Source organism: Sphingomonas horti (genome assembly GCF_009753715.1).
GTDB lineage: Bacteria > Pseudomonadota > Alphaproteobacteria > Sphingomonadales > Sphingomonadaceae > Sphingomonas_B > Sphingomonas_B horti.
Map to the genome: position 1 here is coordinate 155,449 of NZ_WQMS01000009.1, position 16,154 is coordinate 171,602.

At 67.1% G+C, this 16,154-nt stretch carries 22 protein-coding genes and 1 pseudogene; 14 read left to right on the forward strand and 9 right to left on the reverse strand.

The genetic code is table 11. From position 1 onward, the window contains the following. The first annotated feature begins 2 nt into the window (after window positions 1-2). Entirely contained in the window at window positions 3-620 is a 618-nt protein-coding gene (locus GON01_RS09060) for a septation protein A (RefSeq protein WP_157027050.1), read from the forward strand. A gap of 33 nt (window positions 621-653) precedes the next feature. Here GON01_RS09060 and GON01_RS09065 read toward each other — a convergent pair whose 3' ends face one another. From GON01_RS09065 to pspF, 3 genes are all read right to left on the reverse strand, one after another. Further along, on the reverse strand, window positions 654-1,271 hold the full coding sequence (locus GON01_RS09065; RefSeq protein WP_157027051.1) for a superoxide dismutase: 618 nt from the start codon (window positions 1,269-1,271) through the stop codon (window positions 654-656). Window positions 1,272-1,371: 100 nt separating this feature from the next. Further along, window positions 1,372-1,926 carry a tetratricopeptide repeat protein gene (locus tag GON01_RS09070; RefSeq protein WP_157027052.1) on the reverse strand — a complete coding sequence of 185 codons (555 nt, stop codon included), beginning with the start codon at window positions 1,924-1,926 and terminating at the stop codon, window positions 1,372-1,374. 33 nt (window positions 1,927-1,959) lie between these two features. Next, window positions 1,960-2,994 (reverse strand): phage shock protein operon transcriptional activator, encoded by a 1,035-nt coding sequence (pspF, locus tag GON01_RS09075; RefSeq protein WP_157027053.1) that lies wholly within the window; start codon window positions 2,992-2,994, stop codon window positions 1,960-1,962. A 9-nt stretch (window positions 2,995-3,003) separates the two neighbouring features. Between pspF and GON01_RS16670 the strand changes: the two genes are divergently transcribed. From GON01_RS16670 to GON01_RS09115, 9 genes and pseudogenes are all read left to right on the forward strand, one after another. Next, window positions 3,004-3,321, forward strand: coding sequence for a hypothetical protein (locus tag GON01_RS16670; protein WP_181600104.1), 318 nt, complete (start codon window positions 3,004-3,006; stop codon window positions 3,319-3,321). A gap of 75 nt (window positions 3,322-3,396) precedes the next feature. Further along, the gene (gene pspA, locus GON01_RS09080) at window positions 3,397-4,065 is read left to right on the forward strand and encodes a phage shock protein PspA (RefSeq protein WP_157027054.1); all 669 of its coding nucleotides are present in this window, start codon (window positions 3,397-3,399) and stop codon (window positions 4,063-4,065) included. Window positions 4,066-4,070: 5 nt separating this feature from the next. Next, window positions 4,071-4,346 (forward strand): envelope stress response membrane protein PspB, encoded by a 276-nt coding sequence (gene pspB, locus GON01_RS09085; RefSeq protein ID WP_157027055.1) that lies wholly within the window; start codon window positions 4,071-4,073, stop codon window positions 4,344-4,346. A gap of 3 nt (window positions 4,347-4,349) precedes the next feature. Beyond that, window positions 4,350-4,730, forward strand: a complete 381-nt coding sequence (gene pspC / locus GON01_RS09090) for an envelope stress response membrane protein PspC (protein ID WP_157027056.1) — start codon at window positions 4,350-4,352, stop codon at window positions 4,728-4,730. 59 nt (window positions 4,731-4,789) lie between these two features. Beyond that, a complete protein-coding gene (locus GON01_RS09095) occupies window positions 4,790-5,122 on the forward strand; it encodes a hypothetical protein (RefSeq protein ID WP_157027057.1) in 333 nt (110 codons plus the stop codon). Window positions 5,123-5,254: 132 nt separating this feature from the next. After that, entirely contained in the window at window positions 5,255-5,452 is a 198-nt protein-coding gene (locus GON01_RS09100) for a hypothetical protein (protein WP_408640914.1), read from the forward strand. A 26-nt stretch (window positions 5,453-5,478) separates the two neighbouring features. Continuing rightward, window positions 5,479-5,739 carry a hypothetical protein gene (locus tag GON01_RS09105; RefSeq protein WP_157027059.1) on the forward strand — a complete coding sequence of 87 codons (261 nt, stop codon included), beginning with the start codon at window positions 5,479-5,481 and terminating at the stop codon, window positions 5,737-5,739. A 25-nt stretch (window positions 5,740-5,764) separates the two neighbouring features. Continuing rightward, window positions 5,765-6,001, forward strand: a pseudogene (locus tag GON01_RS09110) (hypothetical protein); the annotation flags it as partial. 109 nt (window positions 6,002-6,110) lie between these two features. Continuing rightward, a complete protein-coding gene (locus tag GON01_RS09115) occupies window positions 6,111-6,512 on the forward strand; it encodes a SufE family protein (RefSeq protein ID WP_157027060.1) in 402 nt (133 codons plus the stop codon). Here the strand turns inward: GON01_RS09115 and GON01_RS09120 are convergent. Beyond that, window positions 6,509-7,039: a J domain-containing protein gene (locus GON01_RS09120; RefSeq protein ID WP_157027061.1), complete on the reverse strand. Its 531-nt coding sequence runs from the start codon at window positions 7,037-7,039 to the stop codon at window positions 6,509-6,511. The genes GON01_RS09115 and GON01_RS09120 overlap by 4 nt on opposite strands. A gap of 101 nt (window positions 7,040-7,140) precedes the next feature. Next, on the reverse strand, window positions 7,141-7,959 hold the full coding sequence (locus tag GON01_RS09125; protein WP_157027062.1) for an LD-carboxypeptidase: 819 nt from the start codon (window positions 7,957-7,959) through the stop codon (window positions 7,141-7,143). Between the two features lie 46 nt (window positions 7,960-8,005). Between GON01_RS09125 and GON01_RS09130 the strand changes: the two genes are divergently transcribed. Further along, complete coding sequence (locus tag GON01_RS09130; protein ID WP_157027063.1) at window positions 8,006-9,412, forward strand: UDP-N-acetylmuramate--L-alanine ligase; 1,407 nt, start codon at window positions 8,006-8,008, stop codon at window positions 9,410-9,412. On the opposite strand, the gene GON01_RS09135 is transcribed toward GON01_RS09130, so the two are convergent. Both GON01_RS09135 and GON01_RS09140 read right to left on the reverse strand, forming a co-directional pair. Then, on the reverse strand, window positions 9,396-11,366 hold the full coding sequence (locus GON01_RS09135; RefSeq protein WP_157027064.1) for a hypothetical protein: 1,971 nt from the start codon (window positions 11,364-11,366) through the stop codon (window positions 9,396-9,398). The two genes, GON01_RS09130 and GON01_RS09135, sit on opposite strands and share 17 nt — an antisense overlap. A gap of 24 nt (window positions 11,367-11,390) precedes the next feature. Next, complete coding sequence (locus GON01_RS09140; RefSeq protein ID WP_157027065.1) at window positions 11,391-12,362, reverse strand: MBL fold metallo-hydrolase; 972 nt, start codon at window positions 12,360-12,362, stop codon at window positions 11,391-11,393. 54 nt (window positions 12,363-12,416) lie between these two features. Here GON01_RS09140 and GON01_RS09145 point away from each other — a divergent pair, with 54 nt between their 5' ends. Next, complete coding sequence (locus tag GON01_RS09145) at window positions 12,417-13,799, forward strand: L-serine ammonia-lyase (RefSeq protein WP_157027066.1); 1,383 nt, start codon at window positions 12,417-12,419, stop codon at window positions 13,797-13,799. A gap of 29 nt (window positions 13,800-13,828) precedes the next feature. Here GON01_RS09145 and GON01_RS09150 read toward each other — a convergent pair whose 3' ends face one another. Further along, entirely contained in the window at window positions 13,829-14,065 is a 237-nt protein-coding gene (locus tag GON01_RS09150; protein WP_157027067.1) for a hypothetical protein, read from the reverse strand. Window positions 14,066-14,101: 36 nt separating this feature from the next. Next, window positions 14,102-14,554, reverse strand: coding sequence for a DUF6456 domain-containing protein (locus tag GON01_RS09155; RefSeq protein WP_157027068.1), 453 nt, complete (start codon window positions 14,552-14,554; stop codon window positions 14,102-14,104). A gap of 95 nt (window positions 14,555-14,649) precedes the next feature. On the opposite strand from GON01_RS09155, the gene GON01_RS09160 reads away from it, so the two are divergent. Together GON01_RS09160 and GON01_RS16965 are read left to right on the forward strand one after the other, a co-directional pair. Then, window positions 14,650-15,213, forward strand: a complete 564-nt coding sequence (locus GON01_RS09160; protein ID WP_157027069.1) for a helix-turn-helix domain-containing protein — start codon at window positions 14,650-14,652, stop codon at window positions 15,211-15,213. Window positions 15,214-15,280: 67 nt separating this feature from the next. Continuing rightward, complete coding sequence (locus GON01_RS16965; protein ID WP_232328746.1) at window positions 15,281-16,042, forward strand: hypothetical protein; 762 nt, start codon at window positions 15,281-15,283, stop codon at window positions 16,040-16,042. The last annotated feature ends 112 nt before the right edge of the window (window positions 16,043-16,154 follow it).

A 16,154-nucleotide genomic window follows, 5' to 3' on the forward strand; every position in this document is an offset into this window, starting at 1 on the left:
GCATGAACTCGACTGACAAACCCCGCGAACTCTCGCCGGGCCTTCGCATGGCGATCGATTTCGGGCCGCTCGCGGTCTTTTTCATCGTGAACGCGATGACCGGCGGGCCGAAGCTGGTGAAGGTGATGGCGGCCACCGCCGCCTTCATGATCGCGACGGTCGCGGCGATGATCCTCAGCCGCGTGAAGGCCGGCCGCATCTCGCCGATGCTGTGGATCACCGGCGCGCTGGTCGTGTTCTTCGGCGGATTGACGCTCTGGTTCCGCGACGACACCTTCATCAAGATGAAGCCGACGATCGTCTATGCGATGTTCGCGGTGATCCTGGGCTACGGCCTCGCGACCGGCAAGCCGCTGCTGAAGACCCTGCTGGAGGCGGCCTATCCGGGCCTGAACGACACCGGCTGGCGCAAGCTGACCGTCAACTGGGTCGGCTTCTTCGCATTCATGGCGGTTTTGAACGAGGCGGTGTGGCGCACCCAGAGCTGGGACTTCTGGGTCGGGTTCAAGCTGTGGGGGGCGGTGCCGCTGACCCTGCTGTTCGCGGTCGCCAACATCCCGATGCTGATGAAGCACGGGCTGAGCGACGGCAAGGAAGCCCCGCTGCCGCCGGAGGGTTAGTCCCCTCCCGCAAGCGGGAGGGGAGCGACCAGCCTACTGATCCGCCCGCGACACGCCCTGGCCGTCCAGGTTCTGCGCCACGAAGTCCCAATTGATCGCGCGCCTCAGCAGCGCATCGACATAGTCCGCACGCATGTTGCGATAGTCGATGTAATAGGCGTGCTCCCACACATCGATGGTCAGCAGCGGCTTCATGCCGTCATAGGCGACTGGCGAGTCGCCGTCGTGCAGAGAGGTGACCTTCAGCTGGTCGCCGTCGAGCACCAGCCAGCCCCAGCCGCTGGCGAAATGGTTGACCGACTCGGTCTTCAGCTTGTCGAGCAGCGCGTCGGTCGAGCCGAACGCCTCCTCGATCTTCTGTTTCAGCGTGCCGGTCGGCTGCTGCGTCTCCGGGCTCAGGCATTGCCAGTAGAAGCTGTGGTTCCACAGCTGGGCCGAGTTGTTGAACAACCCCTTGTTGCCGCTTTCCTTGGCCGCGCGGATCACTTCCGACAGGCGGCGGCCGTCAAGCCCGGCCTGCGGCGCCAGCTCGTTGGTCTTGTTCACATAGGCGCGGTGGTGCTTGCCCCAATGGAAATCGAAAGTCTCGGCCGACAGGATCTCGCCGAACGCGGACTTGTCGTAAGGCAGCGGGGGAAGCTCGAACGCCATTGCAGGTCTCCTTGTTGCTCCGGTCGGCCTAGCCAACGCGCGCGCGCTGTCCAAGGGCCTTGCTTGCGGAAATCTCGTTCAGACAGGCTAAAGGGGTCGATCAGCCGCGCTTGCGCACCGAAAAGCGCGTCAGCTCCTTCTTAGGCTCGTCCCAATTGGGCGCGAGATCGCTGGCCTTCTGATAGTCCGCCATCGCGCCGGCCAGATCGCCCGCCAACTCATTGCTGATCGCCCGGCCGAAATAGGCGATCTCGGGCCGGCGCGTATGCCTGTCCAGCGCCGCGTCGAACAGGTCGCGCGCCTGCCGCCAGTCATGCTGGACCTTCAGCACCAGAGCGCCCTTGTTGAGATAGGCTTCCGCCTGGCCCGGATCGAGGCGGATCGCGCGATCATAGTCCGACAGCGCGCCTGCGAAGTCGCTCATCCGGGCGCGGATGATGCCGCGATTGACATAGGTGGCGACCTGGTCGTCGAACGACAGCGGTTCGTCGGCCAGCGCGCGATTGCAGGCGTCGAGGGTGCCGGGCGTCGCCCGCTCCGCATCCGCCGCCTCGAAGCACATGCGCGCGAGGCCGGAGCCGATCACCATGCTGGATGCTGAGGCGGCGCCGGGGATCAGCAGTGCGGCGGCCGCGAGGCAGGGGAACAAGCGCATTCCACCCTCCACAGCTTCAAGGCCGGGAGAATATCACGCACCCCCCGCCTGCAGCAAATCATGACGCCGCAATGCGTGCCGCAGTTGGTCGTAGGTCAGCGCCAGCGCCTTGGCGGTCAGCCGCTGGTTGAAACGGCAGCGGCGGAGCGCCGCCTCGAGCAGCCGGCGCTCGTACGCATCGCAGGCGGCCTTGAAGTCGTCGCACTCCAGCTCGTCATTGGCAGGGGCCGGCGCTGCCGGCGGGGCAGGTGCATGGGCCGGCGTCAGCGAGCGCGCGGCGTCGCCCTTAGGCTTCCAGGGCGACGCAAACGGGTCGAACTCAATCGAGTCGACCGGATGCGCCGGGTCCTCCCAGCGATACACGGCCCGCTCGATCACATTGCGGAGCTCACGGACGTTGCCGGGCCATTCATAACCCGTCAGCGTGTCCATCGCCGTTCTGGAAAAGCCCGGCCAGCGCTCCCATCCCAGCTCGGCCGCCATGCGCCGGCCGAAATGATCGGCGAGCACCGGCACGTCGCCCTCGCGGGCGCGAAGCGGCGGCAGCGTGATCACTTCGAAGCTCAACCGGTCGAGCAGGTCGGCCCGGAACCGGTTCGCATCGACCAGGGCCGGCAAATTCTCGTTGGTGGCGGCGACGATGCGGACGTCGACCCGGACGGGCCGGGACGCACCGATCCGCGTCACCTCGCCATATTCGACCGCGCGCAACAGCCGCTCCTGCGCCGCGGCGGACAGCGTGCCGAGCTCATCCAAGAACAAGGTGCCGCCGTCGGCCTCCTCGAAGCGCCCAGCCCGCGCCCGTGTCGCCCCCGTGAAGGCCCCGGCCTCGTGCCCGAACAGCTCCGCCTCGATCAGTGTCTCGGGCAGCGCGGCGCAATTCATCACGACCAGCGGCCCGTCCCAACGCGGCGACAGGCGATGGAGGCGTTCGGCGACGAGTTCCTTGCCGGTGCCGCGCTCGCCGATCACCAGCACCGTCCGGTTCAGCGCCGCGGCGCGGCTGGCCCGTTCCACCGAATCCAGAAAGGCCAGCGACTGGCCGATAAATGCGCTCTCGCGTTCCATTGCCAGAACATGGCGCATTTTCCCAAGCCTTGGCAAGGTACGTTGGCTCAACCCCATAACTACTACGTCGAAAACCGCGGTTTTCAGCCATTTTCAGGACTTGGCACGGCCCCTGCAAAAGTTGGGACGAAGCCGGACACACCCGGCGAACGCAAACTCGAAGGTTCACAGGAGCACGCCATGTTCACTTCGTTCGAAACCCGGAAGACCTTCTCGGCCATCCTCTGCACGATCCTGTTCAGCGCCACCTGCGTGCTGAGCGCGGTCGGCCCGGCCGGCGCCGTGGAGGTCCATCCCGCTTCCGTCGCCAGCAGCGTTCGCGCCTGACGACTTCACCGCCGGGGCGGGTGGCCCCCTTGTCCCGCCCCGGCACCCCCTCTTTCGATCCAGGAGCACTCCCAGATGGGTATTTTTTCCAGAACCCGCGACATCGTAGCCGCCAACATGACCGATCTGCTGGATCGCGCCGAAGACCCGGCGAAGATGATCCGCATGATCATCCTGGAGATGGAAGAGACGCTGGTCGAGGTTCGCGCCTCCGCCGCGCGGACGATCGCGGACCAGAAGGAAATGCGCCGCCACATCGCGAAGCTCGAGAACCTCCAGGCCAACTGGACCGAGAAGGCCGAGCTGGCGCTGTCGAAGGACCGCGAGGACCTCGCCAAGGCCGCGCTGATCGAGCGCCAGAAGGCGGCCGACATGGCCGACCAGCTGAAGGCCGAGATCGAGGTGCTCGACGATGCGCTGCAGGCGTCCGAGGCCGATATCGCCAAGCTGCAGCAGAAGCTGCGCGAGGCGCGGGCCCGCCAGAACGCGATCGTCGCCCGGATGGAAAGCGCGCACAACCGGATGCGGCTGCGCGAGGCCTATTCCGGCGCTCGCGTCGAGGACGCGTTCAGCCGCTTCGAGGTGCTGGAGCGCCGCGTCGACCTGGCCGAGGGCCGCGCCGATGCCGCCGGCATGGGCGAGCCCAAGACCCTGGAGGACCAGTTCTCCGAACTGCGCTCCAGCGACAAGGTCGATGCCGAGCTTGAGGCGCTGAAGGCGCGCCTGGCCAACAAGGAGGGCTGAGCGTGATGGAAGACGTGCTCCTGCCAGTCATCATCTGCGGCTTCCTGTTCATCGGCATGCCCTGGATCATCCTCCATTACATCACGCAGTGGAAGAAATCCGGCAGCATCACCCGCGAGGACGAGAGTCTGCTCGACGACCTCTACGAAACCGCCCGCCGGCTGGACGACCGCCTGCACTCGATCGAGCGCATCGTCGCCGCCGAAACCCCGGAACTGGAAGTCCGCCGCCCCGCGCCGGAACTGCCCCGCTCCGAAGTCCGTCAGATCAGGGAGAAATAAGAGATGAGCGCCAGCCGCACCCGCTTTTACCTCGACAAGCAGAACAAGAAGTGGCTCGGGGTCTGCGCCGGTATCGCCGACTATATGGGATGGGACGTGACCCTGGTCCGCATCGGCATGGTGGTCATCACCCTCGCCGGCGCCTTCCCCTGGTCGCTGCTGGCCTATTGGGCCGCCGCCTGGGTCGCCAAGCCGAAGCCCTACGGCCTCTACAGCGACAAGGACGAGGAGCAGTTCTGGCAGGGCGTGCGCCGGTCGCCGGCGCGGACCACCCGCGAAGTGCGGGGCCGGCTCCGCGACATCGATCGCCGCCTGGCTGATGTCGAGCTCTACTACACCAGCCGCAACCGCAGCCTGGCCGACGAGATCGACAGCCTTCGCTGAGCCCTTGCAGCTGACGCAACGTCAACCGCTACAGAACCGACGAGAACGGGGAAGAGACAATGGATATTGCCGACGCCACCATCGTGCCGAACCTGCCCTGGATCATCGGCGGCGGCATGCTGCTCGGGGCCATGGCGATCGGCGGCTGGATTTTCACGACCTGGCTCCGGATCCGCAACGGCTATCCGCTGGAGAACAGCTGGGGCAAGGCGATCTATCCGAAGACCGACGCCGAGGCGATCGAGCGGATCAAGCTGCTGACGCAGGAAAATGCGCAGCTGCGCGCCGAGCTCGGGTCGATCAAGGACCGGCTGGGCAATGTGGAGCGGATCGTAACCGACGACGCGCACCGCGTCGCGGGCGAGATCGAGGCGCTACGCCGGACGAACTGAAACGCACTTTCGTCGAAACACCATGGCCGCTGACAGGGAACGGCGGCCAACCGACACTGGGGAGCTGTCAGGATGCAAAACGCCTTTCCATACCTCGCGCTTTCGATCCCCATTCTGGGAATCCTCGCCGGTATGTTTGCCAGGTTGATGAGGCTTCGCGAGAAGCAGTTGGAGATCCAGGCCGGCCAGACGGCCGAAAAGGCAGCGCAATATGCGGCCCACACCGAACGGCTGGAACAGCGCGTCCGGGTGCTGGAGCGAATCATAACAGATCGCGGCGTCGATGTTGCAGGCGAGATCGATCGCCTCCGCGACCAACCGCTGAACTGACACGAGAAATCCGGGAGTAAGGCAATATGAACCCGTTCGAAATGGTGCTGGGCATCATCATCGTCGTCACGATCGGACGCGTGCTGACCGCGCGCTACGGCTACCAGCGGCGCCGCGGCGGCGGCGGGATGGAGCCGATCCACGACGATGCCGAAACGCGGCGTCTGCGTGACGAGGTGCGGACGCTGAAGGAACGGATCGCGGTGCTGGAACGGCTCGCGACCGACGATGCGGGGCCCCGCGCCCTGGAACGCGAAATCGAAGCTTTGCGGTCCCGCGACAACTGATCGCGGTGCCCGGAGGAGAAGACGGATGGAACCGAACATCTATCTGGAAATGGGCTTGGTGGGACTGGCCGGGATCGGCGTCATCACCGCAGGCGCCCTGCGCGGCTGGCGCGGCTGGCTGGAGCTGAAGCGGCTGGAGATTCAGGCGCGCAGCGCCGACAACGACCTGCCGCCGCCCTCGACGATGAGCTCGCGCATCGAGCTTGCCGATCTGAAGGAACGCATCCGGAAGCTGGAAGCGATCGCCGCCGGGGTGGATATTAGACTCGTCATCCCGGCCTTGAGCCGGACCTGCCTTCACTTCCCGAAGAAGGTAGGCCCCGGGTCAAGGCCGGGATGACGAAGCTGTACAAGCCCCCTATCTGGCCTTCATGCCCATCCTTTCCGACGTTCTCTCCGATTACGAGCTGCTCGATTCAGACGACCGCTACCGGCTGCTGATCGACCTGGGCCGCGGCCTGGAACTGATGCCCGACGCGCTGAAGACCGACGCGACGCTGGTGCGCGGGTGCTCGGCGGCGGTCTGGGTCTATCCGACGCGGGAGGGCGATCGGCTCCATTTCCTCGCAGATTCCAACGCCGCGATCACCAAGGGCATCATCGCGCTGGTGTTGCTGACCGTGCAGGACCGGACGCCCGCCGACATCCTCGCGACCGACATCGAAGGCGCGCTTGCGCCCTTCAACCTGCGCAACCAGCTCAGCTCGAACCGCACCCAGGGCATTCCGAACATGATCGCCCTGATCCGCGCGACGGCGGAGCGTTACGCCTAGACGGCCGCGCGCCGTTCCTCGGCCCGGCGCAGCACGTCATAGGCTGCCTGCACCTGGCGGAAGCGTTCGGCGGCTTCCTTGTCACCCGGCTTCACGTCCGGGTGATTGGCCTTGGCGAGGCGGCGATAGGCTGCCTTCACCGCGTTGAAGTCGGAATCCGCTTCCAGATCGAGCACGTCGAGGGCGCGCATCTCGTCTCGCGAGCGGCTGCCGTCGCCCGGGCCGCCCCAGGCGTAATGCGAGGCCTTGCGGTAGCCATCGGCGCCGCGCTGCTCCTCGGCCTCGCGAGCGGCCGCTTCCTCGGCGCTCAGCCCTTCGAAGTAATTCCAGCCCTTATTGTATTCGGCGGCATGCGTTTCGCAGAAATGCCAGCGCTCGCGGCTGTTCGGCGATTTGGGCGCGGGGCAGTCGCCCGGCTGGTCGCAGCCGTCGCGGTCGCACATGCGCACCTTCGCCGCCCCCCGCTCGGAGCCGTAGGAACGCCAGCGGGGAAAACCCCAGTCCAGGGATCGAGAAGAACGCGCCATGCGGGCCCGAAGTAAGGAGTCCCTGTCGTTGGGACAACCACTTCGTCACCCCGCCTTGAGCCGGCCCGCCTTCTTGCCGCGCAACGCAGGCAGGTCCCGGGTCAAGCCCCGGATGACGATGGTCCGAACGGTACGATCTTGTTGCCGGCATCGTGGCCGATATCGGCAGCGCCCAGGAACGGGATGCCCGCACGCGCGCACCAGTGGCGGACCACCGCTTCCGGTTCGGCGCCGAAATCCGGGTCGTTGCCCGGCACCTGGCTGATCCGGCCCATCCGGATTCCGGCAACGCCGCGGATCGAGGGATGCTGGATGATCTGGGCGAGGTCGCGGTCGGTGCGGTAGAGATACTCGGCAACTTCCTCGATCATCAGCACATGGCCGGACAGGTCCGGCAAGTGACGCGTGCCGATCAGGTGGGCGAGAATGACGATGTTGAACGCCGCCGCCGGCACTTCGCCGAGCGAAGGCTCCAGCGCCGTCGTCGAACCGTCCACCAGCCAATCGAGCGCGCGGCTCACTGCCGCTTCGCCGCCCGCGCGCCGGACATCCGCCGGCATCGGCCCATGCGCGACCCGGCCGATCCCGCGCGCGTAGAGTGCGCCGAGCAAAGTGCCCGGGTCGGAATAGCCGAGATAGGTCTTCTCCCGCGCGATCGGCCGCAGCGCGTCGATCACCTGCGCCACGATCCGGCACGCGCCATAGCCGCCGCGCGCGAACCAGATCGCATCGATTGCAGGATCATTGGCGTAGGCGATCAGCGCTTCGGCCCGCACGGCATCCGGCCCCGCAAAATGCCCGTCGGAGAGGAGGCATTGCGGGTGCCACGCCAGCTCCGCCCGACCCTCAGCCAGCGCGGCGACGCGCTGCACCACGTCCTCATCGATCCGGCAGCTCGGCGCGACGATGCCGATCCGCATGCCTCTTCTCCTTGTCGGCGGCCCGGAACCGGCTAGTAACGCGCGGATGACGGGTTCCAAATCCTATTTCTTCTGCGGGATCGGTGGCAGCGGCATGCTGCCGCTCGCTTGTATCGTGCGCGCGCAAGGGGCTGAGGTCTCAGGCTCCGACCGTGCGCTCGACCAGGGCCGTACCGCGCCCAAGTTCGACTTCCTCCGCGCCCAGGGCATCGATCTGTTCCCGCAGGACGGCAGCGGCGTCACCACGCACGATCAGGTGCTGGTCGCCTCCGCCGCGGTCGAGGAGACAGTGCCTGACGTTCAGGCCGCGAACGCGCTGGGTTGCGCGCGGATGAGCCGGGCAGGCCTGCTCGCCGAGCTGTTCAACGCCGCGTCCGAACGGATCGCGATCGGAGGCACCAGCGGCAAATCGACCGTCACCGGCATGATCGGCTGGATTCTCCACGCCTGCGGCCGCGCGCCGACGGTAATGAACGGCGCGGTGATGAAGAATTTCGTCGGCGACGACACCCCATTCGCGAGCGCGCTGATCGGCAGCGGCGATGTGTTCGTCAGCGAAGTCGACGAGAGCGACGGCTCGATCGCGCTGTTCGAGCCGACCGTCGCGGTGCTGGGCAATATCAGCCTCGACCACAAAGAGATGGACGAGCTGCGCGCGCTGTTCACCGATTTCGTGCTCAAGGCCCGTACGGCCGTGGTCAATATCGATCACCCCGAAGTCGCCGCGATCGCCGGCGAGCTGCACCAGGACCGGCTGCTCACTTTCGGCTTCGAGCAGGAAGCGCAGCTGATCGGCCATGATATCGAGGAGCGCGCCGAAGGCGTGAGCTTCCATGCCACCGAGCGATCCAGCGGCGACACCGCGGAGGTGCGGCTGCAGTTGCTCGGCCGGCACAACGCGGTGAATGCGCTCTCCGCGATCGGCGCTGCGGTCGCCGCCGGCGTGCCGTTCGCCGAGGCCGCGGAAGCGCTCACCGGCTTTGCGGGCCTGCGCCGCCGGCTGGAGCGGGTCGGCGAACGTAACGGCGTCACTGTCTATGACGATTTCGGGCACAATCCGGACAAGATCGCCGCCACGCTCGACGCGCTCCACGCCTTTGCCGGCCGGCTGCTGATCTTCTTCCAGCCGCACGGCTATGGTCCGCTCCGCGTGATGGGGCGCGAGCTGGTCATGACCTTGGCCGAGAAGCTGGCGCCCGACGACGTGCTGATCCTGAGCGACCCCGTCTATTTCGGCGGCACCGTCGACCGGTCGATTGGCAGCGAGACGATCGTCGAGGGCGTGCGCGCCGCCGGCCGCAACGCCGAGCACATTGCGGCCCGCCCCGCGATCGCGGATCGCCTGACCGCCCTCGCCCGCCCCGGCGATCGGATCGTCGTGATGGGCGCGCGTGACGACACGCTCAGCCAGTTCGCGGCGGAGCTGGTCGAGCGGCTCAGCGGGACGGAATAGAGTAGCGGACCTTGCGGCTCATCGCCGTGCACGCCAGGTCGCCTTCGGGGCGGTAGCTTACCCGGTAGCGCACGGTGCGGGCGATCTGCTGGCTGGCCTTGGCGAAGACTTGCGGCGGAAAGGCCGCCACCGTGCGCGCGTTGCGGGCCGTTCCGTCCGCCGCAACGTCATATTCCAGCGAGGTCCAGCCTTCGAATCCCCAATTGAACGCCTCTTCGGGGAACGTCCCGGTTCCGGCGCTCAGCAACACGGGACCGCCGTCGACCAGGGCGCATTGCTGGGCGGAAAGCCCGGTCCGCTTGTACATCGCGGCGGCATCCTCCTCCCGTTTCGAAGCGGCGTAGATGTTCGCGAGCTGGACCAGAGCCGCGACTTTCAGCGGATCCTTGTCCGACAACCGCGTGTCCTGCGCCAGCGCCGTGAGCGCCGCTCGCTCCTCGTCGCGCTGGCCGGCAATGCCGGCCGCCTGCGCGATCTGCAGGTGCAGAATGGCTTGCATCAGCGGATCGGCAAAATCGGCATCGGCAAGAACGGCCCGGTAGGCTTCCACCCGCTTCGCTCCCTCACCCCGCCAGCTCGCGCTGTTTTCATCCGCCCAGGTCGCGGCATGGTCGAGTGCGATCAGGAAACGGAGCGCTTTCGGCGCGTCGAGGGTTCGGGCGAGCTTCATCGCCTCCGCCTCGTAGTCGAGCTGCAGGCGCCGCTCGACGGTCGCGTTTCGCCCCAGCTGCCACAGCATGGCAAGCCGCTCCGGCGTCGCTGCGTTCGCTGCCGCCAGCCGCGGCCTGAGCTCCGCCGCGCGACCGGCATCGCTTTTTGCCGCCGGCGGCCTCACGCCTTTCGCGTTGAACCAGTCGCCGGCCGTCCTTTCGAGCTGCACGGTCATCGGCGGCCGGTTGGCCTTGTTCGAGCAGCGCAGCTCCACGCGCGTCGCCATCCGGAAGAACGGCTTCACCTTTGCCGCATTCTCGGGGTCCCATGACCACTCGCCGACCGAGCGGGCGAAGGCGTACGCCATCTCGCCCTGCTTCGAGGCATAGACCGGCCGCGGCGCCACAACCCGGCCGTCGCTGAGGATCGTGAACTCGATGACGGCCGAATCGTCGGGTTCCAGCCCTTCCAGCCCGCCGCAGGCCGGCAGCGGCATCTCGATCGGCGGCTTCAGCTGTTCTTCTGTGCGGCCCGCCCCGGTATAGGCGAGATATTTGCGCGCGCTCTCGCTTTGGCCGAGCTTCAGCATCGCGATCGCAGCGTCGGCGCGTAGCGCGATATCCTGGTGATCGACCTTTTGCGTCAGCCCTCCGCGCAATGAGACTGCCCGGACCAGCAGTGCGCGCGCATCGTCGTAGCGCCCGCCATTGATCAGGATACGCCCTTTCAACCCCAGCACGTTGGCGAGCTCTTCCTTGCCGACGCTCGGGTCCTTCTCCGCAATCGCCAGCGCCTCGTCGACGTGGCGGAGCGCCGCGTCCGCGTCCGTGAACACCTCGGAGCGTGCCGCACCCATCAGCGCCACCGTGCGCGCGATCGGCTCGTTGGTCTGCGTCGCGAGCCGCAGATATTCGGCGTCGGCGCTGGCGTGGTCGAGCTCGGCCTCCAGCACGTTCGCAAGCATCAGCCGGCTATTGTCCCGGACCGGCGCGAGCGCAGGCTTGGCGAGGCCCGGTCCGTTCAGCGCCTCGCGAAGGAGCGGCTTCGCCTCCGCGCCGCGACCCAGCTTCACCAGCGCTTCGGCCTGTTGCGCGCGCGTGACGGCGAGGTTGGTCGGATTGACCGGTGTCTGCGTCTCCAGGAAGGCTTCGAGCGACTTCAGCTCCGCAAGCGCCCCTGCCGCGTCGTGCGCGTCCAGCTTCGCCCGCGCGGCGTCGAACCGTTGCTGGATTGTGCCCACCGGCGTCTGCGCAAGCACCGGCGATGCCAGCCCAAGCCCCAAAGCGATCAACGATGCCCGCATATGCTCCCCCGGTTGAGCCCCTTCTTAGCCGCGCCCGGCAGCGCTTGGAAGATGTTGAAAAGCCTCACGGACTTCAGCGAGCATCCGCTCCTCCGCGCCTTCGTAGCGCGGCGAGAAGTGGAACGGCTCCAGCCGTCTGACGCCGGCGGCGCAGCCGATCTCGCCTGCCGCTCGCGTCGTCAGATGCGCGCGTTCCCGGGCAAGCGCTCCGTCGGCCGCGGCAAAGCGGGATTCGAGGAAGAACAGGTCGGCGCCGCTGGCGAGGCTCGCGATCGCCGCACGGTTGGCGGACGTGTCGGCGACGTCGGTCACATAAGCGAGCTTCTGTCCCGGCTCGACGCTGACCAGATCGCGCAAGCTGCCGAGCGGCGCCTCCCCACCCGGCAGTGCGATCGGCGTTTCGTCCCCTGCCCCGTCGCGCACCGCCGCCTTCAACGCCTGCAGCCACTGCCCCGGAGCGAGGCCGCGCTCCTCCAGCCGGTTGCGCCAGACATTGACGTGCATGGGCTCGGCGAGCGCATAGCCGATGCTTGGCCCGTGATGCTCCAGCACGGCCCAATCGAGCGTCAGCCCCGGAAGCGCGAATGGCTCGTGAAACGGCTCCGCCACGAATGACGCCTTGAAGCGGAAGCGCGCAGCGGCGCCGCTTGTCTCCCGCACGTCAAAACACAGATCCTCGGCATATTTGTGCGTCAGATCCCAGGTATAGCCGTGGAGCTTGTGACCCACGGCCTCGATCAGCCCTTCGGGTCCGATCATCCCGATGCGCTTCTCGCGCCCGACGTTCACGCGCAGCAGCGCGTCGAAGCCGATGAAATGGTCGATGTGCATGTGGCTGATACAGACGGTCTCGACACGCAGCAGGTCGCGCGCGGACAGCGGCGAAAGGTCGCCAAGGTCGAACAGGATGGCCTCGCGCCGGTGCAGCGCCTCGACGAACAGCGCCGGGTCGCCGAAGCGGCCGTTGACGAGGCGCGGGTGCAGCGTCGGGCGCATCAAGGCGCAACGGCGCGGTGGCGCTTTCGCTCCGCAGGTCCTAGATGCCCAGCCATGCCTCATAGCGTTTTCGACCTGTTCAAGATCGGCGTCGGCCCCTCTTCGTCTCACACGATGGGGCCGATGTCGGCCGCCTGCGCCTTTGGCGAGCAGCTGCGCGCGCGCGGGCTGCTCGACCGCACCGGCCGGGTGCTGGCGGAGCTGTACGGATCGCTCGCGCTGACCGGCAAAGGCCATGCGAGCGACCGGGCGGTGCTGCTCGGCCTGGCGGGCAAGCGACCGGACGGCATCTGCCCCGACGAGGCCGACCGCATCGTCACCGGCATCCGCGCCAGCCACCGGCTGATGCTGGGCGGCACGCACGAGATCGCATTCGAGGAAGACCGCGACCTGCTGTTCCACCAGCGCGAGCGGCTGTCCTTCCACTCGAACGGCATGCGGTTCACGGCATTCGACGCAGACGGCGCGGAGCTCTCGTCCGGCGTCTGGTATTCGGTGGGTGGCGGGGCGATCCTCGCGGAGAGCGAAGTGTCCGGCAACGCGCCGCCCGAAGGGCTGGTCGCGGACGTGCCGCACCCGTTTCATTCGGGCGAGCAATTGCTGGAGCGGGCCGCCGCGGCCGGGCTCTCCATCGCCGACCTGGCGCTTCGCAACGAGCTGGCGCGCATGCCCGAGGAAGAAGTGCGCCAGCGGCTGGCGGCGATCCGCCAGACCATGTCCGCCTGCATCGACCGCGGCATGGGGCAGCACGGCATCCTTCCCGGCGGCCTGAACGTGCGCCGCCGCGCGCCCGACGTGCACCGCAAGCTGGTCGAACGGCAGGAGCGTGCGCTGTCCGATCCGCTGACGGTGATCGACTGGGTCAATTTGTGGGCGCTGGCCGTCAACGAGGAGAATGCGGCGGGCGGCCGCGTGGTCACGGCCCCGACCAATGGCGCGGCCGGCATCGTGCCGGCGGTGCTGCGCTATTACGAGCGGTTCGTAGCGGGCGCTTCGGACGAAGGCGCCGACCGCTTCCTGCTGACCGCGGCGGCGATCGGATCGCTGTTCAAGGAGAATGCGTCGATCTCGGGCGCCGAGGTCGGCTGCCAGGGCGAGGTCGGCGTCGCCTGCTCGATGGCGGCGGCCGGGCTGACCGCGGCGCTGGGTGGCACCAACGCGCAGGTCGAGAATGCCGCCGAGATCGGCATGGAGCATAATCTCGGCCTCACCTGCGATCCCGTCGGCGGCCTCGTCCAGGTGCCGTGCATCGAGCGCAACGCGGTCGGCGCGGTCAAGGCCATCGAGGCGGCGCGGCTGTCACTGCTCGGCGACGGCACCCATCGCGTCAGCCTCGATCAGGTCATCGAGACGATGCGCAAGACCGGCGCGGACATGAGCGCCAAATACAAGGAAACCGCGCTGGGCGGCCTGGCCGTCAACGTGGTCGAGTGCTGAGCCGAAAGTTCACCAAAGGTCGCACCAAATCAGCCTCCATCATGGTCCGACCGCGTCGGCACGAACGTATCCGCCTTGTCGCTTTTCCTGACGCGGGTGTTGGTCGGCTCGCCGCCGGTCGCCTGCTTCAGCTCGTCGCGGGTGCCGATATTCTCGGCCGGCCCTGCCCCCGACGTGCCGCTCTGCGACGGCATCGGCTCGCCGCCTTCGATAAGGTCGCGGTCGTCGTGCGCGCGGGCGGATTCGGTGCGGGGATGTTCGGCCATGTCCATTCTCCTCGCCTGCTCAACGCATGGGGCCGCTCAGCGGATGCGGTAGAAATCGGCCAGCCGGTCGAGCGCGAGGCCGAGCACCAATTTGCCGGACCGCGCCGGCCAGCCGAGCGCCCGCTCCGCCTCGGCCAGGCCTTCGTTCGCGCACACGACGCGCCACAGTATGTCGGACAGGCCGGTGCCGACATGGGCGACGGCGGCGTCGAACCGGCGCTTCGCATCGAGCTGCGAGGTGGAGGGATCGGGCGCGCGGGACATGCCTGCGCCCCGTGGCGCGCGCGGGGCCGTGTCCCAGCGCATCGTCGTGCTCGGCGCAAGTGCGGCACGTTCCCAATCGGCGCGGAGAGTCTCTCCGGCGACGAGCTGCCGGTCGCTGATCCGCCCGCGCGAGGCGAGCCAGCTCAGCGACGATTCCGCCAGGTTGACCGTGACGCTGCGGTTCCCCGCCCCTTGCAGCCGCCGCTCCGCCAATTCTTGCCTCATGCCGACCTCCTTCGCAGTTCCGAGTCGATCGGGTCTTGCCACAGCGGCAATGATGTAGGACAGAGGAATAACCGAATTGGTTATGAGGCCCTGCGATGATCACTGCCATTCGCGAGGTGCGGCGCGCGAAGGGACTGACGCTTGAGGAAGTCGGCAAGCGCTGCATGCCGCCGACCACCGCGCAGACGATCGGACGGCTGGAGACGGGCACGCGCACGGTTTCGGTCGGCTGGCTGAACCGGATCGCCGACGCGCTGGGCGTCACCGCCGCGGACCTGGTGAAGCTGCCTGAGCGGCCGAACCTGCCGGTGGCGGCGCTGCTGGGCCCGGACGGCGCGCACGCGCCGAAGCGGGAGTCCGTCGTCACCGCACCGCAGCCCGCGCCCGCGCTGGTCGCGGTCACGGTCGCAGCTTCGGTCGGCGACTATCGCGCCGGCGACGAGATCTGGTGCGAACGGCTGGCGCCCGAGCAATTCGCGACCGCGCTCAACCGCGACGTGCTGGTCCCCCGCCCCGCCGGCCGCTTCGCCTTCGGCCGGCTACTGGGACGCGAGGACAACAAGCTCCACCTGCTGCCGCTGGGCGCGGGGGCGCGCCAGCAGGTCTATGCCGATCCCCCTTGGATCGCACGGGCGGTGCGGCTGGTAAGGAGCCTGTGAGCAGGGGCCGGCCAACGTCCGAGTGCGAGCCGTTGCGGACATTGAAGTTTGATCGCATTCAGCTGGAGTGACCACGCTGATATTGAAGGAGTCGCGCTTAGAGGCAGGTGCCCGCCTTGCATTGGGTTTTGCAATCGTGACCGTCTGCGCTTGGGCTCTACAACTGCCCAAAGCGGCTCGGCTAGAGACCATAAGGGACGCTGAGTCAGTCGGGGCCATGTATGTGGGCGCAGCATTCGCCGCCGTGCTGGCAGGCCGCTATTTGTGGGCGCTCATCCGACCAGGCCGCCTCGAAATTAGCAGCGAAGGCATATGCCGGGACCTTGGCTGGCGACGGTCAACTTGGGCTTGGTCAGAGATCGAACGAACGGAGCTAGTTAGGACCAGATTTGGTCTGGCGAACGTTTGCTTGGTCCACATCAAGGGCGGTGAGTTCGTTCGCCTCTTCGGCTGGGAAGTGGCGCCCGAGACGATACAGGACATGATTGAGAGGACCCGTCACAGCATGGACAGAGCCGAGAAACTTAGAACAATGCAACCGCAGTTCGTGGCTGATGTCACACTATATGCTCCTGAGCGGGGCGGTCGCAACTCGGTCGCTTATCCTGGTTGGGGTTGTCCCTGTATGGTGACGAGAACGGAGCCGCTGGTCGGCTATGATGCGTGGCCTTTGCTAGGAGATCGGCCGCTTGAGCCAGGCGCCAAGCGCCGCGTCGGATTCGTGTTCCTATCCGAAGAGGGGGCAGAGGCAATGCGGCAGGCGGGTACCTTCTACCTTTGGGAGGGGGGTTTCATCGGAGAGGCCAAGGTCGTGGCGAAGGTCGACTAACCACCCTTTGCAGACGTTCGGACGTGGATCGCTAGGAACGACCGGAAACGACCCTTTGCCGACATTCACCTTTTGTGACATCTGGTGGCAAGTCGCACCAAGAGGTTTCATG